Annotated in this window: 15 protein-coding genes; 4 read left to right on the top strand and 11 right to left on the bottom strand. The window is 72.7% G+C overall.

Going from position 1 to position 24,935, the window contains the following annotated elements:
- Positions 1 to 473: 473 nt before the first annotated feature.
- Together AB0412_RS26290 and AB0412_RS26285 are read left to right on the top strand one after the other, a co-directional pair.
- Positions 474 to 5,405 carry an NAD-glutamate dehydrogenase gene (locus AB0412_RS26290; RefSeq protein WP_366405043.1) on the top strand — a complete coding sequence of 1,644 codons (4,932 nt, stop codon included), beginning with the start codon at positions 474 to 476 and terminating at the stop codon, positions 5,403 to 5,405.
- Positions 5,406 to 5,587: 182 nt separating this feature from the next.
- Positions 5,588 to 7,024, top strand: coding sequence for a hypothetical protein (locus AB0412_RS26285; protein ID WP_366405042.1), 1,437 nt, complete (start codon positions 5,588 to 5,590; stop codon positions 7,022 to 7,024).
- 97 nt (positions 7,025 to 7,121) lie between these two features.
- Here AB0412_RS26285 and AB0412_RS26280 read toward each other — a convergent pair whose 3' ends face one another.
- From AB0412_RS26280 to AB0412_RS26265, 4 genes are all read right to left on the bottom strand, one after another.
- The gene (locus tag AB0412_RS26280) at positions 7,122 to 8,795 is read right to left on the bottom strand and encodes a glycosyltransferase family 2 protein (RefSeq protein WP_366405041.1); all 1,674 of its coding nucleotides are present in this window, start codon (positions 8,793 to 8,795) and stop codon (positions 7,122 to 7,124) included.
- Entirely contained in the window at positions 8,792 to 10,990 is a 2,199-nt protein-coding gene (locus tag AB0412_RS26275) for a CDP-glycerol glycerophosphotransferase family protein (protein WP_366405040.1), read from the bottom strand. The genes AB0412_RS26280 and AB0412_RS26275 overlap by 4 nt, the downstream gene beginning before the upstream one ends.
- 115 nt (positions 10,991 to 11,105) lie before the next feature.
- Complete coding sequence (locus AB0412_RS26270) at positions 11,106 to 11,975, bottom strand: ABC transporter ATP-binding protein (protein ID WP_366405039.1); 870 nt, start codon at positions 11,973 to 11,975, stop codon at positions 11,106 to 11,108.
- Entirely contained in the window at positions 11,968 to 12,903 is a 936-nt protein-coding gene (locus tag AB0412_RS26265) for an ABC transporter permease (RefSeq protein WP_366405038.1), read from the bottom strand. Before AB0412_RS26265 ends, AB0412_RS26270 begins: the two co-directional genes overlap by 8 nt.
- Positions 12,904 to 13,044: 141 nt before the next feature.
- Here AB0412_RS26265 and AB0412_RS26260 point away from each other — a divergent pair, with 141 nt between their 5' ends.
- Complete coding sequence (locus tag AB0412_RS26260) at positions 13,045 to 13,677, top strand: TetR/AcrR family transcriptional regulator (protein ID WP_366405037.1); 633 nt, start codon at positions 13,045 to 13,047, stop codon at positions 13,675 to 13,677.
- Between the two features lie 9 nt (positions 13,678 to 13,686).
- Here AB0412_RS26260 and galE read toward each other — a convergent pair whose 3' ends face one another.
- The 3 genes from galE to AB0412_RS26245 all read right to left on the bottom strand — a co-directional run bounded on the left by galE (position 13,687) and on the right by AB0412_RS26245 (position 16,888).
- The gene (gene galE / locus AB0412_RS26255) at positions 13,687 to 14,667 is read right to left on the bottom strand and encodes a UDP-glucose 4-epimerase GalE (RefSeq protein WP_366405036.1); all 981 of its coding nucleotides are present in this window, start codon (positions 14,665 to 14,667) and stop codon (positions 13,687 to 13,689) included.
- Positions 14,668 to 14,742: 75 nt separating this feature from the next.
- Positions 14,743 to 16,344, bottom strand: coding sequence for a glycosyltransferase family 2 protein (locus AB0412_RS26250; RefSeq protein ID WP_366405035.1), 1,602 nt, complete (start codon positions 16,342 to 16,344; stop codon positions 14,743 to 14,745).
- Between the two features lie 58 nt (positions 16,345 to 16,402).
- A complete protein-coding gene (locus AB0412_RS26245) occupies positions 16,403 to 16,888 on the bottom strand; it encodes a MarR family transcriptional regulator (protein WP_366405034.1) in 486 nt (161 codons plus the stop codon).
- Between the two features lie 114 nt (positions 16,889 to 17,002).
- Between AB0412_RS26245 and AB0412_RS26240 the strand changes: the two genes are divergently transcribed.
- Positions 17,003 to 17,416 carry an organic hydroperoxide resistance protein gene (locus tag AB0412_RS26240; RefSeq protein ID WP_366405033.1) on the top strand — a complete coding sequence of 138 codons (414 nt, stop codon included), beginning with the start codon at positions 17,003 to 17,005 and terminating at the stop codon, positions 17,414 to 17,416.
- 9 nt (positions 17,417 to 17,425) lie between these two features.
- Here AB0412_RS26240 and AB0412_RS26235 read toward each other — a convergent pair whose 3' ends face one another.
- From AB0412_RS26235 to AB0412_RS26220, 4 genes are all read right to left on the bottom strand, one after another.
- Complete coding sequence (locus tag AB0412_RS26235) at positions 17,426 to 18,985, bottom strand: hypothetical protein (RefSeq protein WP_366405032.1); 1,560 nt, start codon at positions 18,983 to 18,985, stop codon at positions 17,426 to 17,428.
- A 113-nt stretch (positions 18,986 to 19,098) separates the two neighbouring features.
- Positions 19,099 to 20,367, bottom strand: coding sequence for a hypothetical protein (locus tag AB0412_RS26230; RefSeq protein WP_366405031.1), 1,269 nt, complete (start codon positions 20,365 to 20,367; stop codon positions 19,099 to 19,101).
- Positions 20,364 to 22,577 carry a CDP-glycerol glycerophosphotransferase family protein gene (locus tag AB0412_RS26225; RefSeq protein ID WP_366405030.1) on the bottom strand — a complete coding sequence of 738 codons (2,214 nt, stop codon included), beginning with the start codon at positions 22,575 to 22,577 and terminating at the stop codon, positions 20,364 to 20,366. The genes AB0412_RS26230 and AB0412_RS26225 overlap by 4 nt, the downstream gene beginning before the upstream one ends.
- 1 nt (position 22,578) lies before the next feature.
- On the bottom strand, positions 22,579 to 24,783 hold the full coding sequence (locus AB0412_RS26220; RefSeq protein ID WP_366405029.1) for a CDP-glycerol glycerophosphotransferase family protein: 2,205 nt from the start codon (positions 24,781 to 24,783) through the stop codon (positions 22,579 to 22,581).
- Positions 24,784 to 24,935: the final 152 nt, after the last annotated feature.

Genomic DNA, 24,935 nt, shown 5'->3' with positions numbered 1-24,935 from the left:
GCGGTACGCCGAGCGCGCTCGGTACGCCCCGCGCACGCGGTGTGCACTGTGCAGAACGTCAAACTTCGCCCCCCGGTTTTGTACACATACGGCTCATGACGGGCCCCCTGTAAGGAGCGATAGCCTTGGTGGCGTGATCAGCGCGATAGCTCGCGGGGACATCGGTGTCCCCGCTGTGCGCCCGGAGAGCACGGACGACATCCGTGACCGGGCGGCGGTCGCTGGTCCTCGCGGGCGGGAGGGGGCTCTCGGAGCTCCCGGGACGCCATCCACGGCCCGGGTGACGGCGCACCGGAGATCGGCGTCGCACCCAGCGGGCAGCTCAAGAGTGGCTCATATTTCCCCGCTCATCTCACCTCGCGGCATAGCGTCGGAACAGACCGGACACCCCGTGTCGTATCACCGCACCGCAAGGGCAGAGACCGTACTTCCTTCTACGTCACGCAACGGCGCGCGACAGGAGCCAGAGGACAATGCAGACCAAGCTGGACGAAGCCAAGGCCGAGCTGCTCGAGAGGGCCGCCCGGGTAGCTGAGAACAGCCCGGCCGGGGGGAAACTACCGACCGGGACGGCGGACGAGGGCACCCCGGACCGGGAGTCCGTGCTCGCGTTCCTCCAGCGCTACTACCTGCACACCGCCCCCGAGGACCTCACCGACCGCGACCCGGTCGACATCTTCGGAGCCGCTGTCTCGCACTTCAGGCTGGCCGAGAACCGCCCCCAGGGCACGGCCAACGTGCGGGTCCACACCCCGACGGTCGAGGAGAACGGCTGGACCTGCAGCCACTCCGTCGTCGAGGTGGTCACCGACGACATGCCCTTCCTCGTGGACTCCGTCACCAACGAGCTGACCCGCCAGGGCCGCGGCATCCACGTCGTCATCCACCCGCAGGTCGTGGTCCGCCGCGACCTCACCGGCAAGCTGATCGAGGTCCTCGCCACCCGGCCCGCCGGCGACCTCCCGCACGACGCCCACATCGAGTCCTGGATCCACGTCGAGATCGACCGCGAGACCGACCGCGGCGACCTCAAGCAGATCACCGCCGATCTGCTGCGCGTGCTGTCCGACGTCCGCGAGGCCGTCGAGGACTGGGGCAAGATGCGGCAGGCCGCGACCGCGCTGGCCGAGGAGCTGCCGGCCGAGTCCGTTCCCGACGACCTGCCCACGCAGCAGGTCGAGGAGGCCCGGGAGCTGCTCCGCTGGCTCGCCGACGACCACTTCACCTTCCTCGGCTATCGCGAGTATCAGCTGCGCGAGGACGACTCCCTGGCCGCCGTCCCCGGCACCGGCCTCGGCATCCTGCGCTCCGACCCGCATCACGCCACCGACGAGAGCCACCCTGTCAGCCCCTCCTTCGAGCGGCTGCCCGCCGACGCCCGCGCCAAGGCACGCGAGCACAAGCTGCTGGTGCTGACCAAGGCCAACAGCCGGGCCACCGTGCACCGGCCGTCGTACCTGGACTACATCGGCGTCAAGAAGTTCGACGCCGACGGCAACGTCATCGGTGAGCGCCGCTTCCTCGGTCTGTTCTCCTCCGCCGCCTACACGGAGTCGGTCCGCCGGGTCCCGGTGATCCGCCGCAAGGTCGAGGAGGTGCTGGAGCGCGCCGGCTTCTCCCCGCACAGCCACGACGGACGCGATCTGCTGCAGATCCTGGAGACCTACCCGCGCGACGAGCTGTTCCAGACCCCGGTCGACGAGCTGCGCTCCATCGTCACCTCGGTGCTCTACCTCCAGGAGCGCCGCCGGCTGCGGCTGTACCTGCGCCAGGACGAGTACGGGCGCTACTACTCCGCCCTCGTCTACCTGCCCCGCGACCGCTACACCACCGGCGTCCGGCTGCGGATCATCGACATCCTCAAGGAGGAGCTCGGCGGCATCAGCGTCGACTTCACCGCCTGGAACACCGAGTCGATCCTCTCCCGGCTGCACTTCGTGGTCCGGGTCCCGCAGGGCACCGAGCTGCCGGAGCTGTCCGACGCCGACAAGGAGCGCATCGAGGCCCGCCTGGTCGAGGCCGCCCGCTCCTGGGCCGACGGCTTCGGCGAGGCGCTGAACGCGGAGTTCGGCGAGGAGCGCGCCGCCGAGCTGCTGCGCCGCTACTCCGGTGCCTTCCCCGAGGGCTACAAGGCGGACCACTCGCCGCGCAGCGCGGTCGCCGACCTGGTGCGCCTCGAGCAGCTCGACGAGGAGAAGAGCTTCGAGCTCAGCCTGTACGAGCCGGTCGGCGCGGCCCCCGAGGAGCGCCGCTTCAAGATCTACCGCAAGGGCGAGGCGGTCTCCCTGTCCGCGGTGCTGCCCGTGCTCCAGCGGCTCGGCGTCGAGGTCGTCGACGAGCGGCCGTACGAGCTGCGGTGCGCCGACCGCAGCGTCGCCTGGATCTACGACTTCGGGCTGCGCATGCCCAAGGCGCCCGGCGGCGGTCTCGACTACCTCGGCGACGACGCCCGTGAGCGGTTCCAGGAGGCCTTCGCCGCGACCTGGACCGGCAAGGCCGAGAACGACGGCTTCAACGCCCTGGTGCTGAGCGCCGGGCTGACCTGGCGGCAGGCGATGGTGCTGCGCGCCTACGCCAAGTACCTGCGCCAGGCGGGCTCCACCTTCAGCCAGGACTACATGGAGGACACCCTCCGCAACAACGTCCACACCACGCGGCTGCTCGTCTCGCTGTTCGAGGCGCGCATGTCGCCGGACCGGCAGCGCGCCGGGTACGAGCTGGTGGACGCCCTGCTGGAGGAGGTCGACGCGGCTCTGGACCAGGTGGCGAGCCTCGACGAGGACCGCATCCTGCGTTCCTTCCTCACGGTGATCAAGGCGACGCTGCGCACCAACTTCTTCCAGGAGGCGGCCGGCGGCAAGCCGCACGACTACGTCTCCATGAAGTTCGACCCGCAGGCCATCCCCGACCTCCCCGCGCCGCGCCCGGCGTTCGAGATCTGGGTGTACTCGCCGCGCGTCGAAGGCGTGCACCTGCGGTTCGGCAAGGTGGCCCGCGGTGGTCTGCGCTGGTCGGACCGCCGGGAGGACTTCCGTACCGAGATCCTCGGCCTGGTGAAGGCGCAGATGGTGAAGAACACCGTCATCGTGCCGGTCGGCGCCAAGGGCGGCTTCGTCGCCAAGCAGCTCCCGGACCCGAGCGTCGACCGCGACGCGTGGATGGCCGAGGGCATCGCCAGCTACCGGACGTTCATCTCGGCGCTGCTCGACATCACCGACAACATGGTGGCCGGCGAGGTCGTGCCCCCGGCGGACGTCGTCCGGCACGACGAGGACGACACGTATCTCGTGGTCGCCGCCGACAAGGGCACGGCCACCTTCTCCGACATCGCCAACGAGGTCGCTCAGAGCTACAACTTCTGGCTCGGGGACGCCTTCGCCTCCGGCGGCTCCGCCGGATACGACCACAAGGGCATGGGCATCACCGCCCGCGGCGCCTGGGAGTCCGTCAAGCGGCACTTCCGGGAGCTGGGCGTGGACACCCAGACCCAGGACTTCACCGTGGTCGGCATCGGCGACATGTCCGGTGACGTCTTCGGCAACGGCATGCTGCTCAGTGAGCACATCCGCCTGGTCGCCGCCTTCGACCACCGGCACATCTTCATCGACCCCAACCCGGACGCGGCCACCTCGTACGCCGAGCGCCGCCGTCTGTTCGAGCTGCCGCGCAGCTCCTGGGCCGACTACGACACCCAGCTGATCTCGGCCGGCGGTGGCGTGTTCCCGCGCAGCGCGAAGGCCATTGCCATCAACTCGCAGATCCGCGAGGCCCTCGGCATCGAGCCGGGCATCACCAAGATGACCCCGGCCGACCTGATGAAGGCGATCCTCCAGGCGCCGGTGGACCTGCTGTGGAACGGCGGCATCGGCACCTACGTCAAGGCGTCCACCGAGTCCCACCCGGACGTCGGCGACAAGGCCAACGACGCCATCCGCGTCGACGGCAAGGACCTGCGCGTCAAGGTCGTCGGCGAGGGCGGCAACCTGGGCCTGACCCAGCTCGGCCGGATCGAGTTCGCGCTGCACGGCGGCCGGATCAACACCGACGCCATCGACAACAGCGCCGGCGTGGACACCTCCGACCACGAGGTGAACATCAAGATCCTGCTCAACGGCCTGGTCGCGGACGGCGACATGACGGTCAAGCAGCGCAACAAGCTGCTCGCCGAGATGACCGACGAGGTCGGCCGGCTGGTGCTGCGCAACAACTACGCGCAGAACACCGCCATCGCCAACGCGCTCGCCCAGTCCAAGGACATGCTCCACGCCCAGCAGCGCTTCATGAAGCACCTGGTGCGCGAGGGGAGCCTCGACCGGGCGCTGGAGTTCCTGCCCACCGACCGGCAGATCCGCGAGCGCCTCGCCACCGGGCAGGGCCTGACGGGTCCGGAGACGGCCGTCCTGCTGGCGTACACGAAGATCACGGTCGCCGAGGAGCTGCTGCACACCTCGCTGCCCGACGACCCGTATCTGAAGGTGCTGCTGCACGCGTACTTCCCGACCGCGCTGCGCGAGCAGTTCCTGGACCGGATCGACGGCCACCCGCTGCGCCGCGAGATCACCACGACCGTGCTGGTCAACGACACCGTCAACACCGGCGGTACGACGTATCTGCACCGGATGCGCGAGGAGACCGGCGCGTCGCTGGAGGAGATCGTCCGGGCGCAGACCGCGGCCCGCGCGATCTTCCGCTCCTCGGTGGTGTGGGACGCCGTCGAGGAACTGGACAACAAGGTCGAGGCCGAGGTGCAGACCCGGATCCGGCTGCACTCGCGCCGGCTGGTCGAGCGCGGCACGCGCTGGCTGCTGAACAACCGGCCGCAGCCGCTGGAGCTCCAGGAGACCGTGGAGTTCTTCGCCGAGCGGGTCGAGCTGGTCTGGTCGCAGCTGCCGAAGCTGCTGCGCGGCGCGGACCTGGAGTGGTACCAGAAGATCCACGACGAGCTGACCGACGCCGGGGTCCCGGAGGAGCTGGCCACCCGCGTGGCCGGGTTCTCCTCGGCCTTCCCGACGCTCGACATCGTGTCGGTGGCCGACCGCATGGGCAAGGAGCCGCTGGACGTCGCCGAGGTGTACTACGACCTCGCCGACCGGCTGCGCATCACCCAGCTGATGGACCGCATCATCGAGCTGCCCCGAGCGGACCGCTGGCAGTCCATGGCCCGCGCGGCCATCCGCGAGGACCTGTACGCGGCGCACGCGGCGGTCACCGCGGACGTGCTGGCGGCGGGCAACGGCTCCGACACCCCGCACCAGCGGTTCCAGCTGTGGGAGCAGAAGAACGCGGCGATCCTCGGCCGGGCCCGCACCACCCTCGACGAGATCCAGAGTTCGGACACCTTCGACCTGGCCAACCTGTCGGTGGCGATGCGGACGATGCGCACCCTGCTGCGCAGCCACACGTAGGCGGTGCGTACCTCGCAGGCCGCGTAGGCGGTACGTCAAGGGGGGCGCCCCGGGTCGCGAGGACCCGGGGCGCCCCCCTTGCGTTGTGGTGCCTTAGATGGCTTCTGGGCGGAAAACGGTGGATATGTCATGGATTCGGGCATGTCTGTGGGGTGACCGTCCGCTCCCCGTCCGTCGCTCCCATGGCGGTCGCGGGGCTCCTCGTCGTCCTGCTGCTCGCGGTGATCGTCCGGCTGCCCTGGGCCGGTGATCTGGGCATGCACGCGGCGACCGTGCAACGGCTGCGGCACAGCCCGCTCGACCCCGGCAACCCGCTGGTCGACGCGGACACGCCGAGCCCGTACTACTCGCCGTGGATGCTGCTGCTCGGCCTGCTCGCCAGGGCGACAGGGCTGTCGGTCTTCGTCGTGCTGCGGGTGGCCGCCGTGGCCGGGCTGGCGCTGCTGGTGACGGGCGTGTGGCGGTACGTGCGGACGCTGAGTGCGCACCGGGCGGCACCCGCGCTCGCGCTGCTGAGCCTGCTGCTGGTGTGGGGCACCACCGCGTACACCTGGAGCGGTTTCCTCGGGCTCACCTCGCTCGCGCTGACGGTGTCGTACCCGAGCACCTTCGCCCTCGGGCTCGCCTTCCACTTCTGGGCCTGGCTCGGCGCGGCGATCCGGGCTCCCGGTGGGTGGGCGGCGTGGCTCGCACTGGGCGCGCTGTGGGCGGTGATCCTGCTCTGCCACCAGTTCTCGGGCGTCGTGGCCACGCTCGGCGCGTGCGCCACGCTGCTCGCGGTGCGGCGGCCCGACCCGGTGCTGTGGACGCGGCTCGCGGCGGGGCTGCTGCTGGGGGCGGTGCTGCTGTGGGCCTGGCCGTACTACGACTTCTTCGCGCTGCTCGGTGCCGGCGACGACCTGGAGACGGTGCACCGGGTGCTGTACCGGGACTGGCTCGGCCGGTTCGGCCTCGTGCTGCTCGGGGTGGCCGCGCTGGGCGCGCGGTGGTGGCGCGACCGGCGGGATCCGCTGGTGCTGTTCTTCGCGCTGGGGGCGCTGATCGTGGCGGCGGGGTGGCTGAGCGGGCACTACTCGTGGGGGCGCGCCCTGCCCGCCGTGCTGATCCCCGCGCAGCTCGCGGTCGCGCTGGAGGCGGTCGAGGCGGGGCGCCGGTGGCTGCGCGCCGGATGGGCGGCCGTCCTCACCGCCGCGCTCGTGCTCGGGGCGTGGGCGCAGTCGGGCACGCTGGGGTACGTGCTGCCGCGCGGGGCGCTGCCCGGGCCGGTGGAGGCCAGGTACCGGGAGCCGTGGACCGGATACCACTGGATCACGCCGTGGGTGCGGTACGGGGAGGTGGTGCTGGCCGAGCGGCATCCGTCGCGCCGGATCCCCGCGTACGGCCCGTACACGGTCGCACCCGGCTACCCCGACTTCTTCCTGCCGGACGAGAAGCGGCGGGCGGCGGCCGTGGAGACGTACTTCGCGGCGGGGACACCGGAGGGGGTGCGGCGGTGGACCGAGCGGGAGTACGGGGTGCGGTGGGTCGTGGACGCGTACGGGGTGCTGGACGGCGCCGGGCTGCGGGAGGTGGCCCGGGGGCCGGAGGGACAGGTGCTCTACGAGGTGCCGGCGCCGTGATCAGTCCCGCACCGCGCTCCCGGACCTGACCGCACCGCGCTCCCGGACCTGACCGCACCGCGCTCCCGGACCTGACCGGACCGCGCTCGCCGGCCCCTCACCGCACCGCGCTCGCCACCAGCCGCACCGCCCGCTTCACCCTCGGCCGGGCCACCCTGCGCACCACCGGCCGCAGCACCCGGGCCGTCACCCCCACCGGCTCCCACCGCACCTGAAGCCGGCCCGCGCCATGGCCCTCCGGCTCGATCGTCACCCGGTGCGGAGTCGCGCCGGAGTGGTAGGGCACGCGGGTCGAAAGCGGCGGGAAGTCCAGTGGGGCGAGCAGGAGGCCGGTGTTGGCCAGGCCCTGGTGGGTGAGGCGGAGCAGCGGATGACGGACACCGGCGAAGCCGGCCGGTGACAGGGGCGCGGTCGCCACGTCGAAGTGGACCTGGCCCTCGAAGACACCCGGGCGGACGGGGGAGAGCCGGAACGGCACCGTGAGGGGGCGCGGGCCGGGGGCGATGAGGAGGGTCGCGCGCTGGGGGCCGACCGGGAGACGCAGGGCGGGGTCGTAGGTGCGCACGGTCAGGTCGACGGAGGCGCCGGGGCCCCGGGTGATCTCGGTGATCTCGTGGCGGAACTGGGCGCTGAAGAACGGGCGGGTGTCCAGGTCCAGGTCGGTGAGGTCCAGCTCGCGGCGGGCGTCGGCGGATGCGGGGAGCCGCTCGCCCCAGTAGGTGCGGCCGTCCGCGTCCGTGACGACCCGGCGCGGGGCGACGCCGCGGCCCAGGCCCCGGGCGGCGAGCCGGGCCTCGGACAGACGGCGGTCGCGGACCAGCTGGAGGACCACCCGCTCCGCGCGCGGCAGGCGGGCGTAGGCGCCGGGGGAGAGGACGTCCAGGTAGGGGTTCATCACGTCCGCGAAGGCTTCCAGCCATGCGTCGTCCCGGTAGGGCAGGTCACCGGCGTACATGCGGAAGTCGTGCTTGAGGAACTTGTGGTCCTTGTCCTCGCGCAGCGCCTCGTGCCCGCTGTCGGTCAGGAACGCGTCGATGAGGCGCTGGACGTGGACGCGGTCACGGACGTTGGCGATCTTGTACCGCTGGTTGGATATGGACGCCGCGTCGGAGGAGGCGTACGGGGCGACGTACCAGACGTACACCGGCTCGGGGATGATCGTGAACCGTTTCGCCAGGCAGTACGCCTGCGCCGAGAAAAGCTGGTCCTCGTAGTGGATCCCCTCGGGGAAGCGCAGGGAGTGCCGGTCGAGGAAGGCGCGGGCGTACATCTTGCTGGTGGCCAGGTGCTCGAAGAACAGCCGCGGGTCGGCCTCGATGCCGTCCAGGGTGCGGCGCTCCTGCACGAGGTGCGGCATCCAGGTGGAGCGGCGGCCGGTGTCGACACGGATCCGGCGCACCGCGCCCATCGCGAAGTCGATCTCCCGCTCGCGGTGCGCGGCGAGCAGCGACCCGACGGCGTTCGGAGGGAGTTCGTCGTCGCTGTCGAGGAACAACAGATAGGGCGCGCGGGCGATCTCCAGGGCACGGTTGCGGGGGGCGCTGCAGCCGCCGCTGTTCTCCGGCAGGCGCAGACACCGGATGCGGGGGTCCTCGGCCGCCAGCCGCCGGGCCACCTCGGGGGTGTCGTCGGTGGAGTGGTCGTCGCTGATGACGATCTCCAGATCGCTGTGGGTCTGGCGGCGCACGGACTCGACGGCGCGGGGGAGGCGTTCGGCGTCGTTGTGCACGATGACCGTCACCGTCACGTCGGGGGTGCCCTGGGTGCTCATGAGGAGCCCACCTCCTGAGGGTTCGGCGCCGGGGTGCGTTCCTCGACGGGCAGCACCGGCGGCAGCGCGGCCTCGTCCTGGCCGAGGAAGACCCGGCGTACGACGCGCTCGGCGGCGCGGCCGTCGTCGTACTCGCAGAATCTGCGCCGGAATGCGGCGCGTGCCTTCGCCGCGCTCTCGTCCCGCCAGGCGTCCGTGGTGAGGATCTCGGTGAGCTGCTCCTGGGTGCGGGCCACCGGGCCCGGGGCCTCGGCCATCAGGTCGAAGTAGACGCCGCGGGTGGTGCGGTACGTCTCCCAGTCGTCGGCGTGGATCACGATGGGGCGGTCCAGGTTGGCGTAGTCGAACATGATCGACGAGTAGTCCGTGACCAGGGCGTCGGCGGCCAGGCACAGCTCCTCGACGGGGTCGTAGGAGGAGACGTCGACGAGGCGTCCCGAGCGGCGCAGGCCGGTCAGCGGGGAGGCGGTGCCGGCGTAGAAATAGTGGGCGCGCACCAGCAGGACGGTGTCCTCGCCGAGCCGGTCGGCGAGCGCGGCGAGGTCCAGGCGGGGAGTCCAGCCGGCCTCGTAGTCGCGGTGGGTCGGCGCGTACAGGATCGCGCGGCGGCCCGGGGCGATACCGAGCCGTTCGCGGACGGCGCGGATGTCGTCGGCGCCCGCGGTGTAGTAGACGTCGTTGCGCGGATAGCCGTAGTCGAGGGACACGTACCGGGACGGGTACGCCCGCTCCCACATGCGGGTGGTGTGGCTGTTGCTGGAGATGCTGTAGTCCCATTTGTCGATGCGCTCCAGCAGCGCCTGGAAGTCGAGGCCCTGCGCGGCGGCCGGGTACGGCATCTGGTCCAGGCCCATGCGCTTCAGGGGCGTGCCGTGGTGGGTCTGGACGTGGACCGCGTCGGGGCGCTTGACCACCGCATTGGGGAAGTTGACGTTGTTGACCAGGTACTTCGCGGTGGCGAGCACCTCCCAGTAGCGGCGCGTGCCGGGGACGACGTGGTCGGTGCCGGGCGGCAGCAGCGCGGCGTTCTCGGCGGTGACGACCCACACCGGGTGGATGTCCGGGGCGAGTTCGGCGAGCTTGGCGGCGATGGCGGCCGGATTGCAGGCGACGCCGCGGTTCCAGTAGGCCGCGAACACCGCGAGACGGGTGTCGACGGGGCGGTGCAGGGCCCTGCGGTACTGGTGGTCGCGCAGCCGGGTGCCGAGGCGGCGGCCGCGGGTGCGCACCGCGGAGCGGACGGTGCGGCGGGCCCGGTTGGCGGCCTGGAAGGCGCGGTACTTGCGATAGGCGCCCTCCTCCAGCAGGGCGCGGCGGACGCCCTCCGGTCCCGCGGGGCGGCGGTGGCCCTCGGGGCGGAGGCGCACGGCGGCCACGGAGGCGCGGCGGAAGAACTCGCGGGCCACCTCCTCAGGCATGCCGCCGCGGGCGAAGGTGCGCAGGCAGTCCCGGACCATCACCTCGTACAGCACGGTGTGTGCGGCCGGGCGCTCGTGGGTGAGCTCCAGCAGGGACTCGTAGCGTTCGACCAGGGCGTACCGCTGCTCGGGGGTGGGCGGCGGGAGGCTCGCCGGGCGCAGCCTGCGGTCCTCGTAGGCGAGGAGGGGCAGGCAGGCGACGCGGTCGGCGAGGAGCAGGGCGGCGAGCGCGTCGTACGCCTCGTCGTCGGTGTTGAGCTGCGCCTCGTGGGCCCGCCAGAAGTCGGTGCGCAGGACGCGGGTGCCGAGCAGCGGGGTCAGGCGCAGCAGGGGCGCGCTGTCGTCGAGGGGGAGGTCGGCGCGGCCCGCGCGGGCGAGGAGGGGGCCGTCCGGGGAGGGCAGGCCGGAGGTGCGCCAGGTGCTGCGGAGGTGGTCCATGAGCAGGACGTCGACGGTGTCCGGGAGCTCGGCGACGCGTTCGGCGACGGTGCGGGTGCTGCCGGGCGGCAGGCCGTCCTTGGCGTGGACGAAGTGCAGCCGGCGGCCGGTGGCGAGGCCGGCCCCCGCCGCCCGGGCCGCCGCGTCGGACGTGCCGTCGGGCAGCGGCAGCACCCGCAGGTCGGCGGCGTACCGTTCGGCGGTCTCCCGGGCCCAGTCGCCGACGGCGGCGACGACGACCTCGGCGCCGGGGAGGGGGTGCGCGACGAGGGAGTCGAGGAGCCCGGTGAGGTGGTCCTGGACGTTCGGCCCGTGGACGATGACGCTGAGCTCGGGCATCGGGGGCTCCTTCGTCTCGCCGTCACACTCCGGACATCCCGCTTCCGGTCATAGTGGCATCAATACGACGAACGGGCTGCCCGGGATGCGCCCGGCGAGGGAACGGCGGTGCGCCTCACGAGGGAAGCGGGGCCTTCGCGGGTTTGGCCGCGGGCTTGGGCTTGGCCCCGGCCGCCTTCCTGGTGCCGGCGCCGCCCGTGAACGCCTCGTACTCCTCGAGCACCTCCTCCGTCGGCCCGTCCATGCGCAGCTCACCGCGCTCCAGCCACAGCACCCGGTCGCAGGTCGTGCGGATGGACTTGTTGTTGTGGCTGACCAGGAACACCGTCCCGGCCCGCTCGCGCAGCTCACGGATGCGGGCCTCGGAGCGCTTCTGGAAGGAGCGGTCGCCGGTGGCCAGCGCCTCGTCGACGAGGAGGACGTCGTGGTCCTTGGCGGCGGCGATGGAGAACCGCAGCCGGGCCGCCATGCCGGAGGAGTACGTCCGCATCGGCAGGGTGATGAAGTCGCCCTTGTCGTTGATGCCGGAGAAGTCGACGATCTCGTCGTAGCGCTCGCGGATCTGCTCGCGGGACATCCCCATCGCGAGCCCGCCGAGGTGGACGTTGCGCTCGCCGGTCAGATCGCTCATCAGGGCGGCGTTGACCCCGAGCAGGGAGGGCTGGCCGTCGGTGTAGATACGGCCGTTCTCCACCGGGAGCAGTCCGGCGACGGCCTTGAGCAGCGTGGACTTGCCCGAGCCGTTGGTGCCGATCAGGCCGATGGCCTCGCCCCGGTACGCCACGAAGGACACGTTCCGCACGGCGTGCACCTTGCGCACGCCGGAGGCCTTCTCGGTCTGCTTGCGGCGCAGGATGCGGTTGAGGGCGGCGGTGGCGGAGCCGCGTCCGGCGCCGGTGCCGTTCACCCGGTAGACGATGTCGACGCCGTCGGCGATGACGGTGGGGATCTTCTCGCCGGTCTTCTCGTCGGTGTGATCAGCCACGGCCGTAGGTCTCCTCAGCCTTCCAGAAGTAGATGAAGCCGCCGATGCCGGCGAGCAGCGCCCAGCCGGTCGCGATCAGCCAGACGTGGTCCGGCAGTTGGTGCGCCTGGAAGCTGTCGATGAGGGCGAAGCGCATCAGGTCGATGTAGACGGCGGCGGGGTTGGCCTGGAGGACGGGACCGACCCAGGACGGCAGATCGCTGCCGTGCTTGGCGATGATGTGGTCGATGCTGAACATCACCCCGGACGCGTACATCCAGGTGCGCAGCACGAACGGCATCAGCTGGGCGATGTCGGGGGTCGCGGCCCCGATCCGGGCGAGGATCATGGACACGCCCGCGTTGAAGGTGAACTGAAGCACCAGGGCCGGGATCGCCAGCAGCCACGAGGCGGCGACCGGCACGCCGAAGACCAGCAGGATCACCGCCAGCGCCGCCATCGAGAACAGCAGCTGCTGGAGCTGCTGGAGGCAGAACGACACCGGCAGCGCGGCCCGCGGGAAGTGCAGGGCGCGGACGAGACCCAGGTTGCCGGAGATGGCGCGGGTGCCCGCCAGCAGCGAGCTCTGCGTGAACGTCCACACGAACACGCCGGTGACCAGGAACGGGACGTAGTCCGGGACGCCGTGCCGGGTCTGCATCAGCACGCCGAAGATGAAGTAGTAGACCGCCGCGTTCAGCAGCGGGGTCATCACCTGCCAGACCTGGCCGAGCTTCGCCTGGCTGTACTGGGCGGTGAGCTTGGCGGTGGCGAACGCGGTGATGAAGTGCCGGCGCGCCCACAGTGCGCGGACGTAGGCGGGCAGCGAGGGGCGGGCGCCGCTGACGGTGAGCCCGTGGCGGGCGGCGAGTGCCGCGAGGTCGTGCTCGGCGGCGGCCGGCGAGGGGGCCGCCGGTGCGGGAGGCGGTGTGTGGAGGACCTGACTCACATCCGCTGCTTTCGCTAGGGAGGGCATGAGGAGGGTGGCCGGCGATACGTCGGGACGGGACCGTATCGTCGCAACGCGAGCGTAGGCCCGGTCGACGTCGGAACGCAACCGTTCCGTCGTGACGCCCTATGCTTGGCGCGCATGACGACCAACGCCGACGAGCCGCAGCCGCGCCCCCGTCCGCGCCGCCGGGCCCCCGCGGGGGCGGCGGTCCTGCGTGAGGACGTGACGGAGGCGATCCGCGCGGCCGTCTTCGAGGAGCTCGCGGCCGTCGGCTACGCGCGGATGTCCATCGAGGGGATCGCGCGCCGCGCCGGCGTCGGCAAGACCGCCGTCTACCGCCGCTGGCGCTCCAAGCTGCACCTGGTCCTCGACCTGGTCTCGGCCCTCGCCGTCCAGGGCCTGCCCGCCCCCGACACCGGCTCCCTGGAGGGCGACCTGCGCCTGCTGTACGAGGTCACGTCCCGCGCCCTGCGCCACCCGCTGGCCTCGCAGATCATCCCCGACCTCCAGGCCGAGGCCGCCCGCAACCCCGACATCGCCGAGGCGCTGCAGAAGGCCCTGCGTGAGGGCCAGGACTCGGTCGCCCGGGGCATCATCACCGCGGCGGTGACCCGCGGCGACCTCCGCCCCGGCCTCGACCACACCCTGGCCCTCGACCTGATCTCCGGGCCCCTCTACTGGCGCTCGGTGGTCATCCGCACCCCGAAGCTCCCGAAGGGCTACCTGGCCGCCCTGGCCCGCTCCACGGCGGCGGCGCTCAAGGCGCTCTGAGGCGGCTGACTAGTTTCTTCCCGCCTCCGGGTGGAGGCGCAGCCAGCCCTGCCAGGCCGAGGTGATCATGTCGTGGAGGTCGTGCTTGGCCTTCCAGGCCAGTTCCGTCGCCGCGCGGTCGGCGGAGGCGACGACCCGGGGCGGGTCACCGGGGCGGCGGGGGGTGATCGTGGGGGAGAGGCGGTGGCCGGTGACGGCGGTGATGTGGTCGATCATCTCGCGGACCGAGACGCCCTCGCCCCGGCCGATGTTGAGGGTCAGGGAGCGGCCGGGGGAGGAGCGCAGGGCGTGGGCCGCGGCGACATGGGCCTCGGCGACGTCGACGACGTGGATGTAGTCGCGGACGCAGGTGCCGTCCGGCGTCGGGTAGTCGTCGCCGAAGATGCGCGGGGGCGCGTTCTCGGTCAGCTTCTCGAAGACCATGGGGACGACGTTGAAGACACCCGTGTCGGCGAGCTCCGGGCGGGCCGCGCCGGCCACGTTGAAGTAGCGCAGGCAGGCCGTGGACAGGCCGGTCGCCTTGCCTGTCGCGCGGACCAGCCACTCGCCGGCGAGTTTCGTCTCGCCGTACGGCGACATCGGCAGGCAGGGGGTCTCCTCCGTCACCAGGTCCACGTCCGGCATGCCGTACACCGCGGCCGAGGAGGAGAAGACGAAGGACGGGACCTCGGCCGCCGTCACGGCGTCCAGCAGGACGCGCAGGCCCTCCACGTTCTCCCGGTAGTAGCGCAGGGGCTGGGCCACCGACTCGGCCACCTGCTTCTTCGCCGCCAGGTGGACCACGCCCGTCACCTCGTGGTCCGCCAGCGCGCGCGCCACGCGCTCGCCGTCCAGCGTCGAGCCCACCACCAGCGGTACGCCGTCCGGCACGCGCTCGGCGACGCCGGTGGACAGGTCGTCGTAGACCACCGCCTGTTCCCCCGCCTCGGTCATCGCCCGTACGACATGCGCCCCGATGTAGCCGGCGCCGCCGGTGATCAACCAGGTCATGTGCGGCCGTCCCCTCGTCGTTGGCCCGTGCTGGTGTGCTGTGCGGTCGAGAAGAACCCTCTTGGTCGAGCCCTCTCAGTGAAGCAGGCGCCAGAGCCTTCCGCGCAGTACCGAGGCGGCGCCGGGCAGGCCGGGGGCGATGCGGAGGGCCAGGGAGCCGGAGTTCGTGGCGTAGGGGCGGATCAGGACCAGGCCGTGCCGGAGGCTCGGTACCGCGCTGCGGCGCAACAGGCCGGGGCCGGTGAGGGCGTGGGCCGTGGTGGCGCGGGACGTGCCGTCACGGAAGCGCACCCGCAGGTGCAGGTCCCAGGTGCCCGCGCCGAGGCGGGCCAGCCGGGCCGGGCGTACGGTCGTCTCCGCGACCCAGGTGTCCCGGTGCGACGGGCGCAGCGGGACGGTACGGCGCACGGCCGCACCGCTCCCCTCCCGGTGCCGCCACTCCACCTCCACGCTCTCCGGGTCCGCACGCGCCACCCGCCCGTACAGCTCGTGCAGGCGCAGCCGCATCCGGGTGCCCCGCACGCGCGGCCGCAGTTCCGCGTCGACGGCGAGCGGGAGCAGCCGCACGGGACGGGTCAGCAGCGCCTCGAGACCGACCGCGGGCAGGTCCTCGGACCAGCAGGGCGAGCCGTCCGACGCACGCGCGTACGGCGGGCACAGGCGGGCCGGGCGGGCGGCCAGTTCCGCCAGCCGGGGCAGGTCGCGCGGCTCGGGGGACATCAGCACGACCCGCCCGATCAGGCGGCCCGGCGCGACCGGGTCCCGCGCCCAGTCGGCCGCGTCGTACTCCGCGAGGACGCCGCGTGTGTGCGTCCACCACTGCCGGCGGTAGTCCTCCTCGTGCAGCCGCAGCTCGCGGACGTACATGCGCAGCTCGTGGTCGAGGAACTTGGCCCGCGCCTCACGGGCCAGCCGTTTGTGGCCGGCGCCCAGCAGGATGTCGTACGCGGTGCGGCACGCGTGCGTGCGGGCCCGCCAGTTGTCGATGTCGGCGCGGTCCAGCGAGATCGACAGGCGTCGCGCGGAGCGGCGGACGTGCCAGACGTAGACCCGGTCCGGGACGAGCGCGACGCGCGGGGAGGCGGCCCACAGACGGGCGGTGAAGACGAAGTCCTCGTAGGGGAAGCGGCCCTCGGGGAAGCGGATGCGGTGCTCGCGCAGGAAGGCGGTGGCGTAGAGCTTGTTGACGCAGAGGGTGTCGTGGACGAGGCGCTGGCGCTGCGCGGGGCGTTCGACGACGGCGGGCGCGGCGTACAGGTCGGGCTCCCACGGCACCTCGCGCCCCGACGGCAGCTCCCGCCGCACGCACAGCCCGCCCGCGACGTCGGCGCCCGCCCCGGCCGCCGCCGTGAGAAGGGCGTCCACCGCGCCGGGCGGGAGGACGTCGTCGCTGTCCAGGAACATGACGTAGGGCGCGGTCACCGCGTCGATCCCGGTGTTGCGGGGGGTGCCGCAGCCGCCGCTGTTGACCGGGAGCCGGATCACGCGCAGGCGCGGCTCGCTGTCGGCCAGCCGGGCGAGCAGATCGGCGGAGCCGTCCGTCGAGCAGTCGTCCACGGCGACGACCTCGCGCACGGCCGGTCCCTGATCGAGCGCCGAGCGCACGGCGTCGGTCACGTGGGCGGCGTCGTCGTATCCGATGACGACGACGGCGACCTGGGCAACGTAGGGGTCCATGGCGTCCCTGGGGGTGGTGGGCCGGTCACTGGCCTTTTGCCCGTTTGGGGACGTTTCGTCACGTGTGGTGCGTCGATGCCATGGTCGCCGCCGTGGTCGCCGCCGTGTCCAGGGCGGTGGTGAGCCGGTCGAGGTCGGACCGCAGGGCGCGGATCTCGTCGAGCTCGAAGCCGGTCGCTTCGACGATCCGGCGCGGCACCTCCCGCGCGCGTTCGCGCAGCGCGAGCCCCTCCTCGGTCGGCCGCACCTCCACCGACCGCTCGTCGCGCGCGCTGCGCTCCCGGCGCACCAGCCCGGCCGCCTCCAGCCGCTTGAGCAGCGGGGAGAGCGTGCCGGAGTCCAGCCGCAGATGCTCGCCGAGCTTCTTCACGGGCAGGGCTCCGTGCTCCCAGAGCACCAGCATCACCAGGTACTGCGGATACGTGAGCCCGAGGTCCTTCAGGATCACGCGGTAGACGCCGTTGAAGGCGCGGGAGGCCGCGTTCAGGGAGAAGCAGATCTGCTGGTCCAGGCGGAGCCAGTCGTCGGAGGAGCTCGGTGTCATGCCTCCAGGGTAGACCCGGTGGGCTATTTAGTTGTGCACAATCTAATTGCGTCCATCTGGATTGTGTGCTCTACTCAAGGGCGTCACGAACCCGACGAGAGGGAAGGTCCACCCATGAACGCGCTCTACACCGCCGTCGCCACCGCCACCCACGGCCGCGAGGGCCGCGCCGTCTCCTCCGACGGCACGCTGGACCTGAAGCTGGGCATCCCGGTGGAGATGGGCGGCTCCGGTCAGGGCACCAACCCCGAGCAGCTGTTCGCCGCCGGGTACTCCGCCTGCTTCGCCAGTGCGCTCGGCCTGGTCGGCCGGGCCGCGAAGATCGACGTCAGTGACGCCGCGGTGACCGCCGAGGTCGGCATCGGCAAGCAGGGCGAGGGCTTCGCGCTCGCGGTGACGCTGCGCGTCGAGCTGCCCGAGAGCGTGGACGAGGCGACCGGCCGCAAGCTGGTCGAGCAGGCCCACCAGGTGTGCCCCTACTCCAACGCCACCCGCGGCAACATCCCGGTCGACCTCGTCATCGAGTAACCCGCGCCGTCACCCGACCCGCGCCAGCACCTCCCCCGTCCGCTCGCTCCACGCCACCACCACGGCCTCCTCCGGAACCGGGTGCCAGCGCGTCAGCAGCAGCCAGCGCACCCGGTAGCGGCGGGCGATGGTGTCGCGCTCGGCGCGGGTCGAGCCGGCGTCGAGATAGGAGCGGACGTCGGCCAGCCGGCGCTGCCGCTCGCGTTCGTCCAGGGCGGCGTCCGGCCAGGCGGGCGCGGCGAGGTTCGGACCGTATCCGGCGATCGCGTGCACGGCGTGATAGCCGTCGGTGATCACCACCTCGCCCGGCCCGATGTGCCGTGCGGCCCACTCGTACGCCGGCCAGTCGGGCGGCTGGTCGAACCCGACCGGATCCAGGGCCCGCGGCACCACCGCCCCGGCCTGCACGGTCAGGAACCCGGCGCAGGCGCCCGCCGCCGCGGCCCCGCCGAGCACCCGCCGCCACACCGGCCACGGCCGGGCCGCCGCCAACTCCACCGCGAGCGCGAACTGCAGCGGCACGAGCGTCAGCCCGAGGATCCTGCCGTAGGTGTAGTGCCCGCTGAACCAGCCGTACGCCACCACCGCACAGTCCAGGACGAACATCAGCACCAGCGGATCACGCCAGGAATCGCGCCGCGCTCGCAGCCACAGCGCCGGCAGCCCCAGCAGCAGGGCCAGCCAGAACTGGCCCCCTAGATCCAGATACAGCTTCCGGTGCATCCCGTCCACGCTGCCGTCGCCGGCCAGCGACAGGACGTCGAAGTACGGCCACGACACCGCGACCAGCGCCGCCGACCCGCCCGCGAGCGCCCACCGCCTCACGACCGCCCGCGGCCACCCCCGCTGCCATCCCGCGGTGAACGCCATCGCCCCCAGCGCCGCCGCCACCGCCGTGATCGGGTGGACCAGCACGATCAGCCCGTACAGCGCGCCGACGGCCGCGTACCCGGACAGCCCGCGCAGCCCGCTCGGCCCCACATAGCGCACCGCGCCCGTGTCCCGGGCCCGCTCCCCGGTGAGCGCCCAGGCCCAGAAGGTGAGCCCGATCGCGAACGCCGAGGGGTAGGCGAGGTTCCCCGTCATCGACATCAGGCCCAGGTAGCCGCTCCACCAGGCCCGCTCCGTGCCCCACAGCAGCGTCATCGCGCCCAGCGCCAGCACCGGCGCCCACGGCCGCGGGCTCAGCACGCGCACGAAGCGGCCGATCCCGGTGAGCAGCACCAGCAGGTTCAGCGGCCCGGTGAGCCGGACCACCTCCCAGCCGCCCAGCCCCGTCAGCCGCGCGACGACGCCCTGCGCCAGCGCGAACGGCGAGTAGTAGGGGCTGCCCGCGCCCGGCAGATCCGCCGTCGGATGCCGGGGGCTCAGCAGATCGGCCTTGAGCCGTTCGACGACCGCTGCGTGCTGCCCGGCGTCGCAGCACAGCGGCACCCGCCAGTACGCCAGGGACATCACGAGCCAGAAGAGGAACCCGGCGGCCTGGTACGGGGTGGGGCGCCAGGAGCCGCCGCCGCGCAGCGCCGTCGCGCCGCTCACGGTGCGCCGGACGAGGGCTCCGGCGCTCATCGGGCAGTGAGGAATCGGGGTGTCTGAGGCATTTGCCGTATGTTCCCGTGCGGGTCAACGGCGATGACCTCCCCTCACCTCATCGAGTGACGCGCGGGTCTCTCGCGCCCGGCTCAGCGCGCCAGCTCCACCGGAGCCCCCTGCGCCGGCAGCGCCACCCGCCCCCGCAGCACCGGCTCCAGCAGCAGCGGCACCCCCAGCACCGGCAGCAGCCATGCCACCACGATGAGCCGGCCGCCCCAGATGTTGATGTCCGGGTGACCGGCCTGATTGAGGAACCCGGTTGCGGCAGCCGCGACCAGGAAGGCACCGAACACCCGCCGCCGCCACGCCCCCCAGGCTCCCGCCGCCAGGAACGCCACGAACAGCGGCTCCCACATCTGCCGCCGCAGCCACTCCATCCAGAAGTTCCCGTTGAGCTGGAAGAACTCCGCCCACAGACGCTCCCGGTCCGGGCGGGTGAAATGACCGGCGAGCAGATCCTGCAGGCTCTCCGACACCGACGGATAGTGCAGCAGCCGGGACAGCAGCACCGTGCCGAACACCCCGGCGCAGCCCACGCCGGCGAGGGCCACCACCCCGCGCCCCGCGGCGCGGCCCCGCCGCCGGCGCCGTACGGCGATCACCGCGCCCGCGACCGCCAGGCCGAGGCCGAGGAACAGCGCCTGCGAGTGCTTCACCGTGAACAGCGCGGCCAGCGCACCGCCCGCCAGCACCAGCCCCCTGCGCGTACGCGCCCCCTGCACCACCAGCGCACAGCCCCACAGCACGACCAGGATCAGCGCCATCATCAGGCCCTCGGTCATCGGGCGCATCGCGGTGGTCCCGCACGGCAGGACGTAGTACAGCGCCTGTCCGGTCAGCGCGAGCGGCACCGGAACCCCGAGGGTGCGCAGCACCAGGAACGCGAGCACCCCGCCCGCGCAGGCGATGACCACGCTCGCCGTCCACACCCCCCACGACACACCGAACAGCGTCAGGAACGGCACCAGGAACACCGGATAGCCGGGCCGCACCTCGAAGATCGCCATGAAGCGCTCCGGCATGTGCGGCATGGTGTGCCCGCCGGTCTGCCCGGCCTCCAGACGGGCCTCGACCCGCCCCAGCTCCCGCTCCCGGCACTCCTTCATCACCCGTGGCGCCGGATCCGGGCCGTGGAAGTTGTCGACGTGCACGTTCTGCCTGCGGTGCGCCATGGACGCGCGGCTCGCGCAGTAGTAGTCGACGGTGGCAACCGCCGCGTCCCGCTTGCTCTCGCCCTTCAGGCTCAGCGCGTACGAGAGGTAGTTCTTGGTGTCGGGGGTGGCGCGGCCGGTGACGTTCGCGAGCTGGAGCAGGGCGAAGACCGCCACCAGCAGCAGCACCCAGGTGCGCGGCCTCACGACGGGATCAGCAGGTCGCGGCCGGCCCGCGGGGACGGCACCCGGGCGGGGGCGGCATCGGACTGCGGCTCGTTCAGCATGAGCGTGCGGACCACCCGCTCGGCGGCCCGGCCGTCGTCGAACTCGCAGAACCGGTCCCGGAAGGCGGACCGCAGCCGGGCCGCCTCCTCGTCCCGCCAGGTCCCCGAGTCGAACAGCCACGCCAGCTCCCGGTAGGAGCGCGAGACATGGCCCGGCGGCTCGGCGGTGATGTCGAAGTAGGCGCCCCGGCTCGCCCGGTAGGTCTCCCAGTCGTCGGCGTGGATCACGATCGGCCGGTCCAGGTTGGCGTAGTCGAACATCAGGGCCGAGTAGTCGGTGACCAGGACGTCCGAGGCCAGCATCACGTCCGCCACCCGCGGCTCGTCCGTCGCGTCCACCAGCACGCCCCGGCGGTGCAGCTCCGAAAGGCCCAGCCCCCGCGCGGGCCCGTCGGCCAGCGACGGGTGCAGCCGGACGACGAGGGTGTGGCCGTCGCCGAGATCCGCCGCGAACCGGGCCGGGTCGAACCGCTCCACGAGTCCGCCCCTGCGGTAGTCGCGCCGGGTCGGCGCGTACAGCACCACCGTGTCGCCGTCGGGGATCCCGAGCCGCGCCCGGACCGCACGACCCCGCTCCGGGTCGGCGCCGACCAGCACGTCGTTGCGGGGGCTGCCGGTGCGCAGGGAGGTGAAGTGGCAGGGGAAGGCCCGCTGCCACACCAGCTCCGAGTGCCGGTTGGCGACCAGGCTGTAGTCCCAGCGGTCGGCCCGGCGCAGCATCTGCGGCACGTCGAAGCCGAGCCGGGCGCCGGGCCTGCCCAGCAGATCGGCGCCCATGTACTTCAGCGGGGTGCCCTGATGGGTGTGCACATGCACGCTGCCGGGGCGCTTGACCAGGCTGCCGGGCCAGTTGACGTTGTTGACGAAGTACGTGGCCCGCTCGGTCACCCTCCGGTACGCGGCGGACCCCACCAGCACGTACTCCGTGCCGGCCGGCAGGGTGGCGGCCTGTTCCTCGTCGGCCAGCACCCACACGCCCCGGATGTGCGGGGCGAGGGCACGGGCCGCGTGGTAGACGGCCGCCGGGTCGCCGAGCATGCCGCGGTGCGAGAACGCCGAGTACACGGCGAGGTGCGGATCCAGCGGCCGGCGCAGATTCAGCGCGGTGCGCACGCGACCGGCCCGCACCGCCGCGGCGGAACGCGCCTGCCGGGCCCGCCGCCCGACGTCCTTCCCGGCCTGCGCGGCCCGCCGCCGCAGCACATAGCCGGCGTAACTCCCCTCCAGCACCCGCAGCTCGGCCGGGACGCGGACGCCCTCCGGGCGGTGCATCCGGAACATCTCGGCGGTGCGGCGGAAGAACTCGCCCTTGGCGGACGGCGGCAGCCGGTCCGGCTTGGCGAGGATGTCCAGACAGTGCTCGCCCATCTTGGCGTGCAGGAACGGCCGCCAGCCGGCCAGCGCCGGGCGGGCGTCGACGAACCGGAACACCCGTGCGTACTGCTCGTGGATGTCGAAGTGCTTGCGGCTGGTGGTGGACAGGATGCTGCCCTGCCTGCGCTGCCGGTAGTACAGGCAGATCCGGTCCAGGGTGGCGATGCGTTCCGCGCTGAGCATCACCGGGAACGTCCAGGGGGTGTCCTCGTAGTAGCCGGGCGGGAAGGTGAAGCCCTCCCGCTCGACGAAGTCGCGGCGGTGGACCTTGTTCCACACCACCATCAGCAGGTCGAGGATCTCGGGCCGTTCGGCGGCGGTGAAGCAGGCGTCCGTCCCGGCCAGCAGATGCGCCAGGACGTTGCGGCGGGTACCGCCCCACCAGTGGGTGCGGGCGTAGTCGAAGACCAGGACGTCCGGGTCCGCGCACTCCTGAAGCCGGTCGGCGATCGCGCGGAGCGCGCCCGGGGTGAGGGTGTCGTCGCTGTCGAGGAAGAACAGGTAGTCGCCGCGGGCCTGCGCCATCCCGGCGTTGCGGGCGCGGCCCAGTCCCACGTTCTCGTTCAGATGCAGCACCCGCACCCGCTCGTCGCGGGCCGCGTACGCGTCCAGGATCTCTCCGCAGCCGTCGGGCGAGCGGTCGTCGACGGCGATCACCTCGAGATCGCGGTACGACTGCCCGAGCACCGAGTCCAGGCACTCCTGCAGATAGCCCTGCACCTTGTGGACGGGCACGATGACGCTGAAGCGGGGCACGTCAGCTCCTCACCAGGGTTGCGGCGGCGGCCGGGGCCGGGACACGCTCGGCGAGCGGGATCACGGGCGGCAGCGCCTCGGGCGGCTCACCGAGCAGCACCCTGCGCACCACCCGCTCGGCGGCCCGCCCGTCGTCGAACTCGCAGAACCTCTCGCGGAAACGGGCCCGCAGCGCCGCCGACTCCTCACCCGCCCACGAGCCGTCCCGGAACACCCGGGCCAGCTCGTCGGGGGTGCGGGTCACCGGCCCGGGTGGCTCGGCCATCAGGTCGAAGTACACGCCCCGCGTCTGGCGGTAGACGTCCCAGTCGTCGGCGTACACGACGATCGGGCGGTCCAGGCCGGCGTAGTCGAACATGATCGACGAGTAGTCGGTGACCAGCGCGTCGGCGGCCAGGCACACGTCCTCCGTGGAGCGGTGCGCTGTCACGTCGATGACCCTGCCGTCACCCGGGCGGGCCCCCTGGTCGTAGAAGTAGTGGGCGCGCAGCAGCACGACGACGTCCTCGCCGGCCGCCTCGCAGAACGCCTCCAGATCCAGGCCGGGCTCGAAGCCACTGCGGTGGTCGCGGTGCGTGGGCGCGTACAGGACGGCCGTCCTGCCCTCCGGGACGCCCAGTTCGCGCCGGACGCGGGCCACGTCGTCGGCGGTGGCGGTGAAGTACACGTCGTTGCGCGGATAGCCGTACTCCAGGTGCTCGTAGGAGCCGGGGAAGGCGCGCTCCCACATGCGGGTGGAGTGGCGGTTGGCGGACAGGTTGAAGTCCCAGCGGTCCACCCGGCCCAGCAGCTTGGTGAAGCTGCCCGTCGCCGCGGCCACCACCGGGAACGTCGACTGGTCCAGGCCCATCGTCTTCAGCGGGGTGCCGTGCTGGGTCTGGAGGTGGACGCTGCCGGTGCGTTTGACCACGCCCTCGGCGAAGTTCGCGTTGTTGATCAGGTACTTGGCGCGGGCCAGCACCTCCCAGGCGCGGCGGCTGCCGAGGACGGCGTACTCGACGCCCTCCGGCACGGTGTGCGCCTGGTCCGCCTCCACCAGGAACACCGAGCGGATGTGCGGGGCGAGTTCGCGGGCCTTGGCGTGGATCGCGGCCGGGTTGCAGGCGTACCCGCGGCCCCAGTACGCGCAGTACACGGCGAGGTTCGGATCCAGCGGCCGGCGCAGATCCCGCCGGTAGCGCAGACGGGTGCGCAGGCCGCGCGGGTACGGCAGTGACGCGACCGTGCCGCTCACCGAGCGGTTGGCGGCGCGCAGCGCGGCGAAGGCCGCGTACGACCCGGCCGCCAGCAGCCGGTGCTGCACGCCGAGGCTGCCGCCCGGGGGCCGGTAGCCGCCCGGGCGGTGCCGGCGGTACAGCGCGCTCGCCCGGTCGAAGAACGCGCCGCGCCCCGACGGCAGCCGCCGGGGGTGGGCGGCCGTCTTGAGCACGGTGGCGAAGAGCTGCTCGAACAGCGGGCCCGACCGCTCGGCGGACAGCCGCTGCCCGGCCGCGCGGGTGAGCACCAGCTCGACCTGGTCCAGCAGTTCGGTGTGGTGCGCCCCGGGCCGGTTCAGCCGGCTGCCCTGCCGCCGCAGCAGATGCCGTACGACGACCGAGCGCAGCACCGCGACCCGCTCGGCGTGCAGCAGGGCGGTCCCGGCCCAGCCGATGTCGGTGAAGTGCCCCTCGGGGAAGGCCAGCCGGTGCCCGGTGACGAAGGAGCGGCGCCAGACCGCGCCGAACGCCGGCAGCGCGACGCCCGTCAACTGCGGGGCGTCCGAGGGGGCGAAGGCGCCGTCGGGGGCCTTCGCCAGCAGCGGGGCCGCCGGGTTGGCCGGCTCGCCCTCCCACCAGGGGACGCGCTCGTGCTCGGCGTACAGCACATCCACGTCTCCGGTCGCGGCGAGCCGCGCGTCCAGCGCCGTCAGCGCCCCCGGCGCGAGGACGTCGTCGCCGTCGAGGAACAGCACGTACGCCCCGGTCGCCGCCCTCAGCCCGGCGTTGCGCGCCCCCGCCAGGCCGTCCGACGGCGGCGAGTCGACCGGGGCCACCCGGGAGTCCCGTTCGGCGTAGCGGTCCGCGACATGGGCGCCGAGACAGCCGGGGCCGTCGCAGACCGGGATCACCTCGACGTCACCGAGGGACTGGGCGAGGACCGAGTCGAGCGCCTGGGACAGCCGGCCCTCGACCCCGTGGGACGGGACGATGATGCTGAAGCGGGGCATTCTGCTCTTTCGTAGGACGTCGCGAACGGCTCGGGGCCGCGGGCCGGCTCAGCCGACGGGCCGCCGGCCGGGCCGCCCCGCCGGACGCCAGGTGGGCGGCCGGGTCGGGGTGGGCCGCGTCGAGCCGGAGGGCATGGCAACTCCCGAGCGGG

Source organism: Streptomyces sp. NPDC052012, from assembly GCF_040689265.1.
GTDB lineage: Bacteria > Actinomycetota > Actinomycetes > Streptomycetales > Streptomycetaceae > Streptomyces.
The sequence above is the reverse complement of the archived record's forward strand: the minus strand, read 5'-3'. Positions and strand labels throughout refer to the sequence as shown.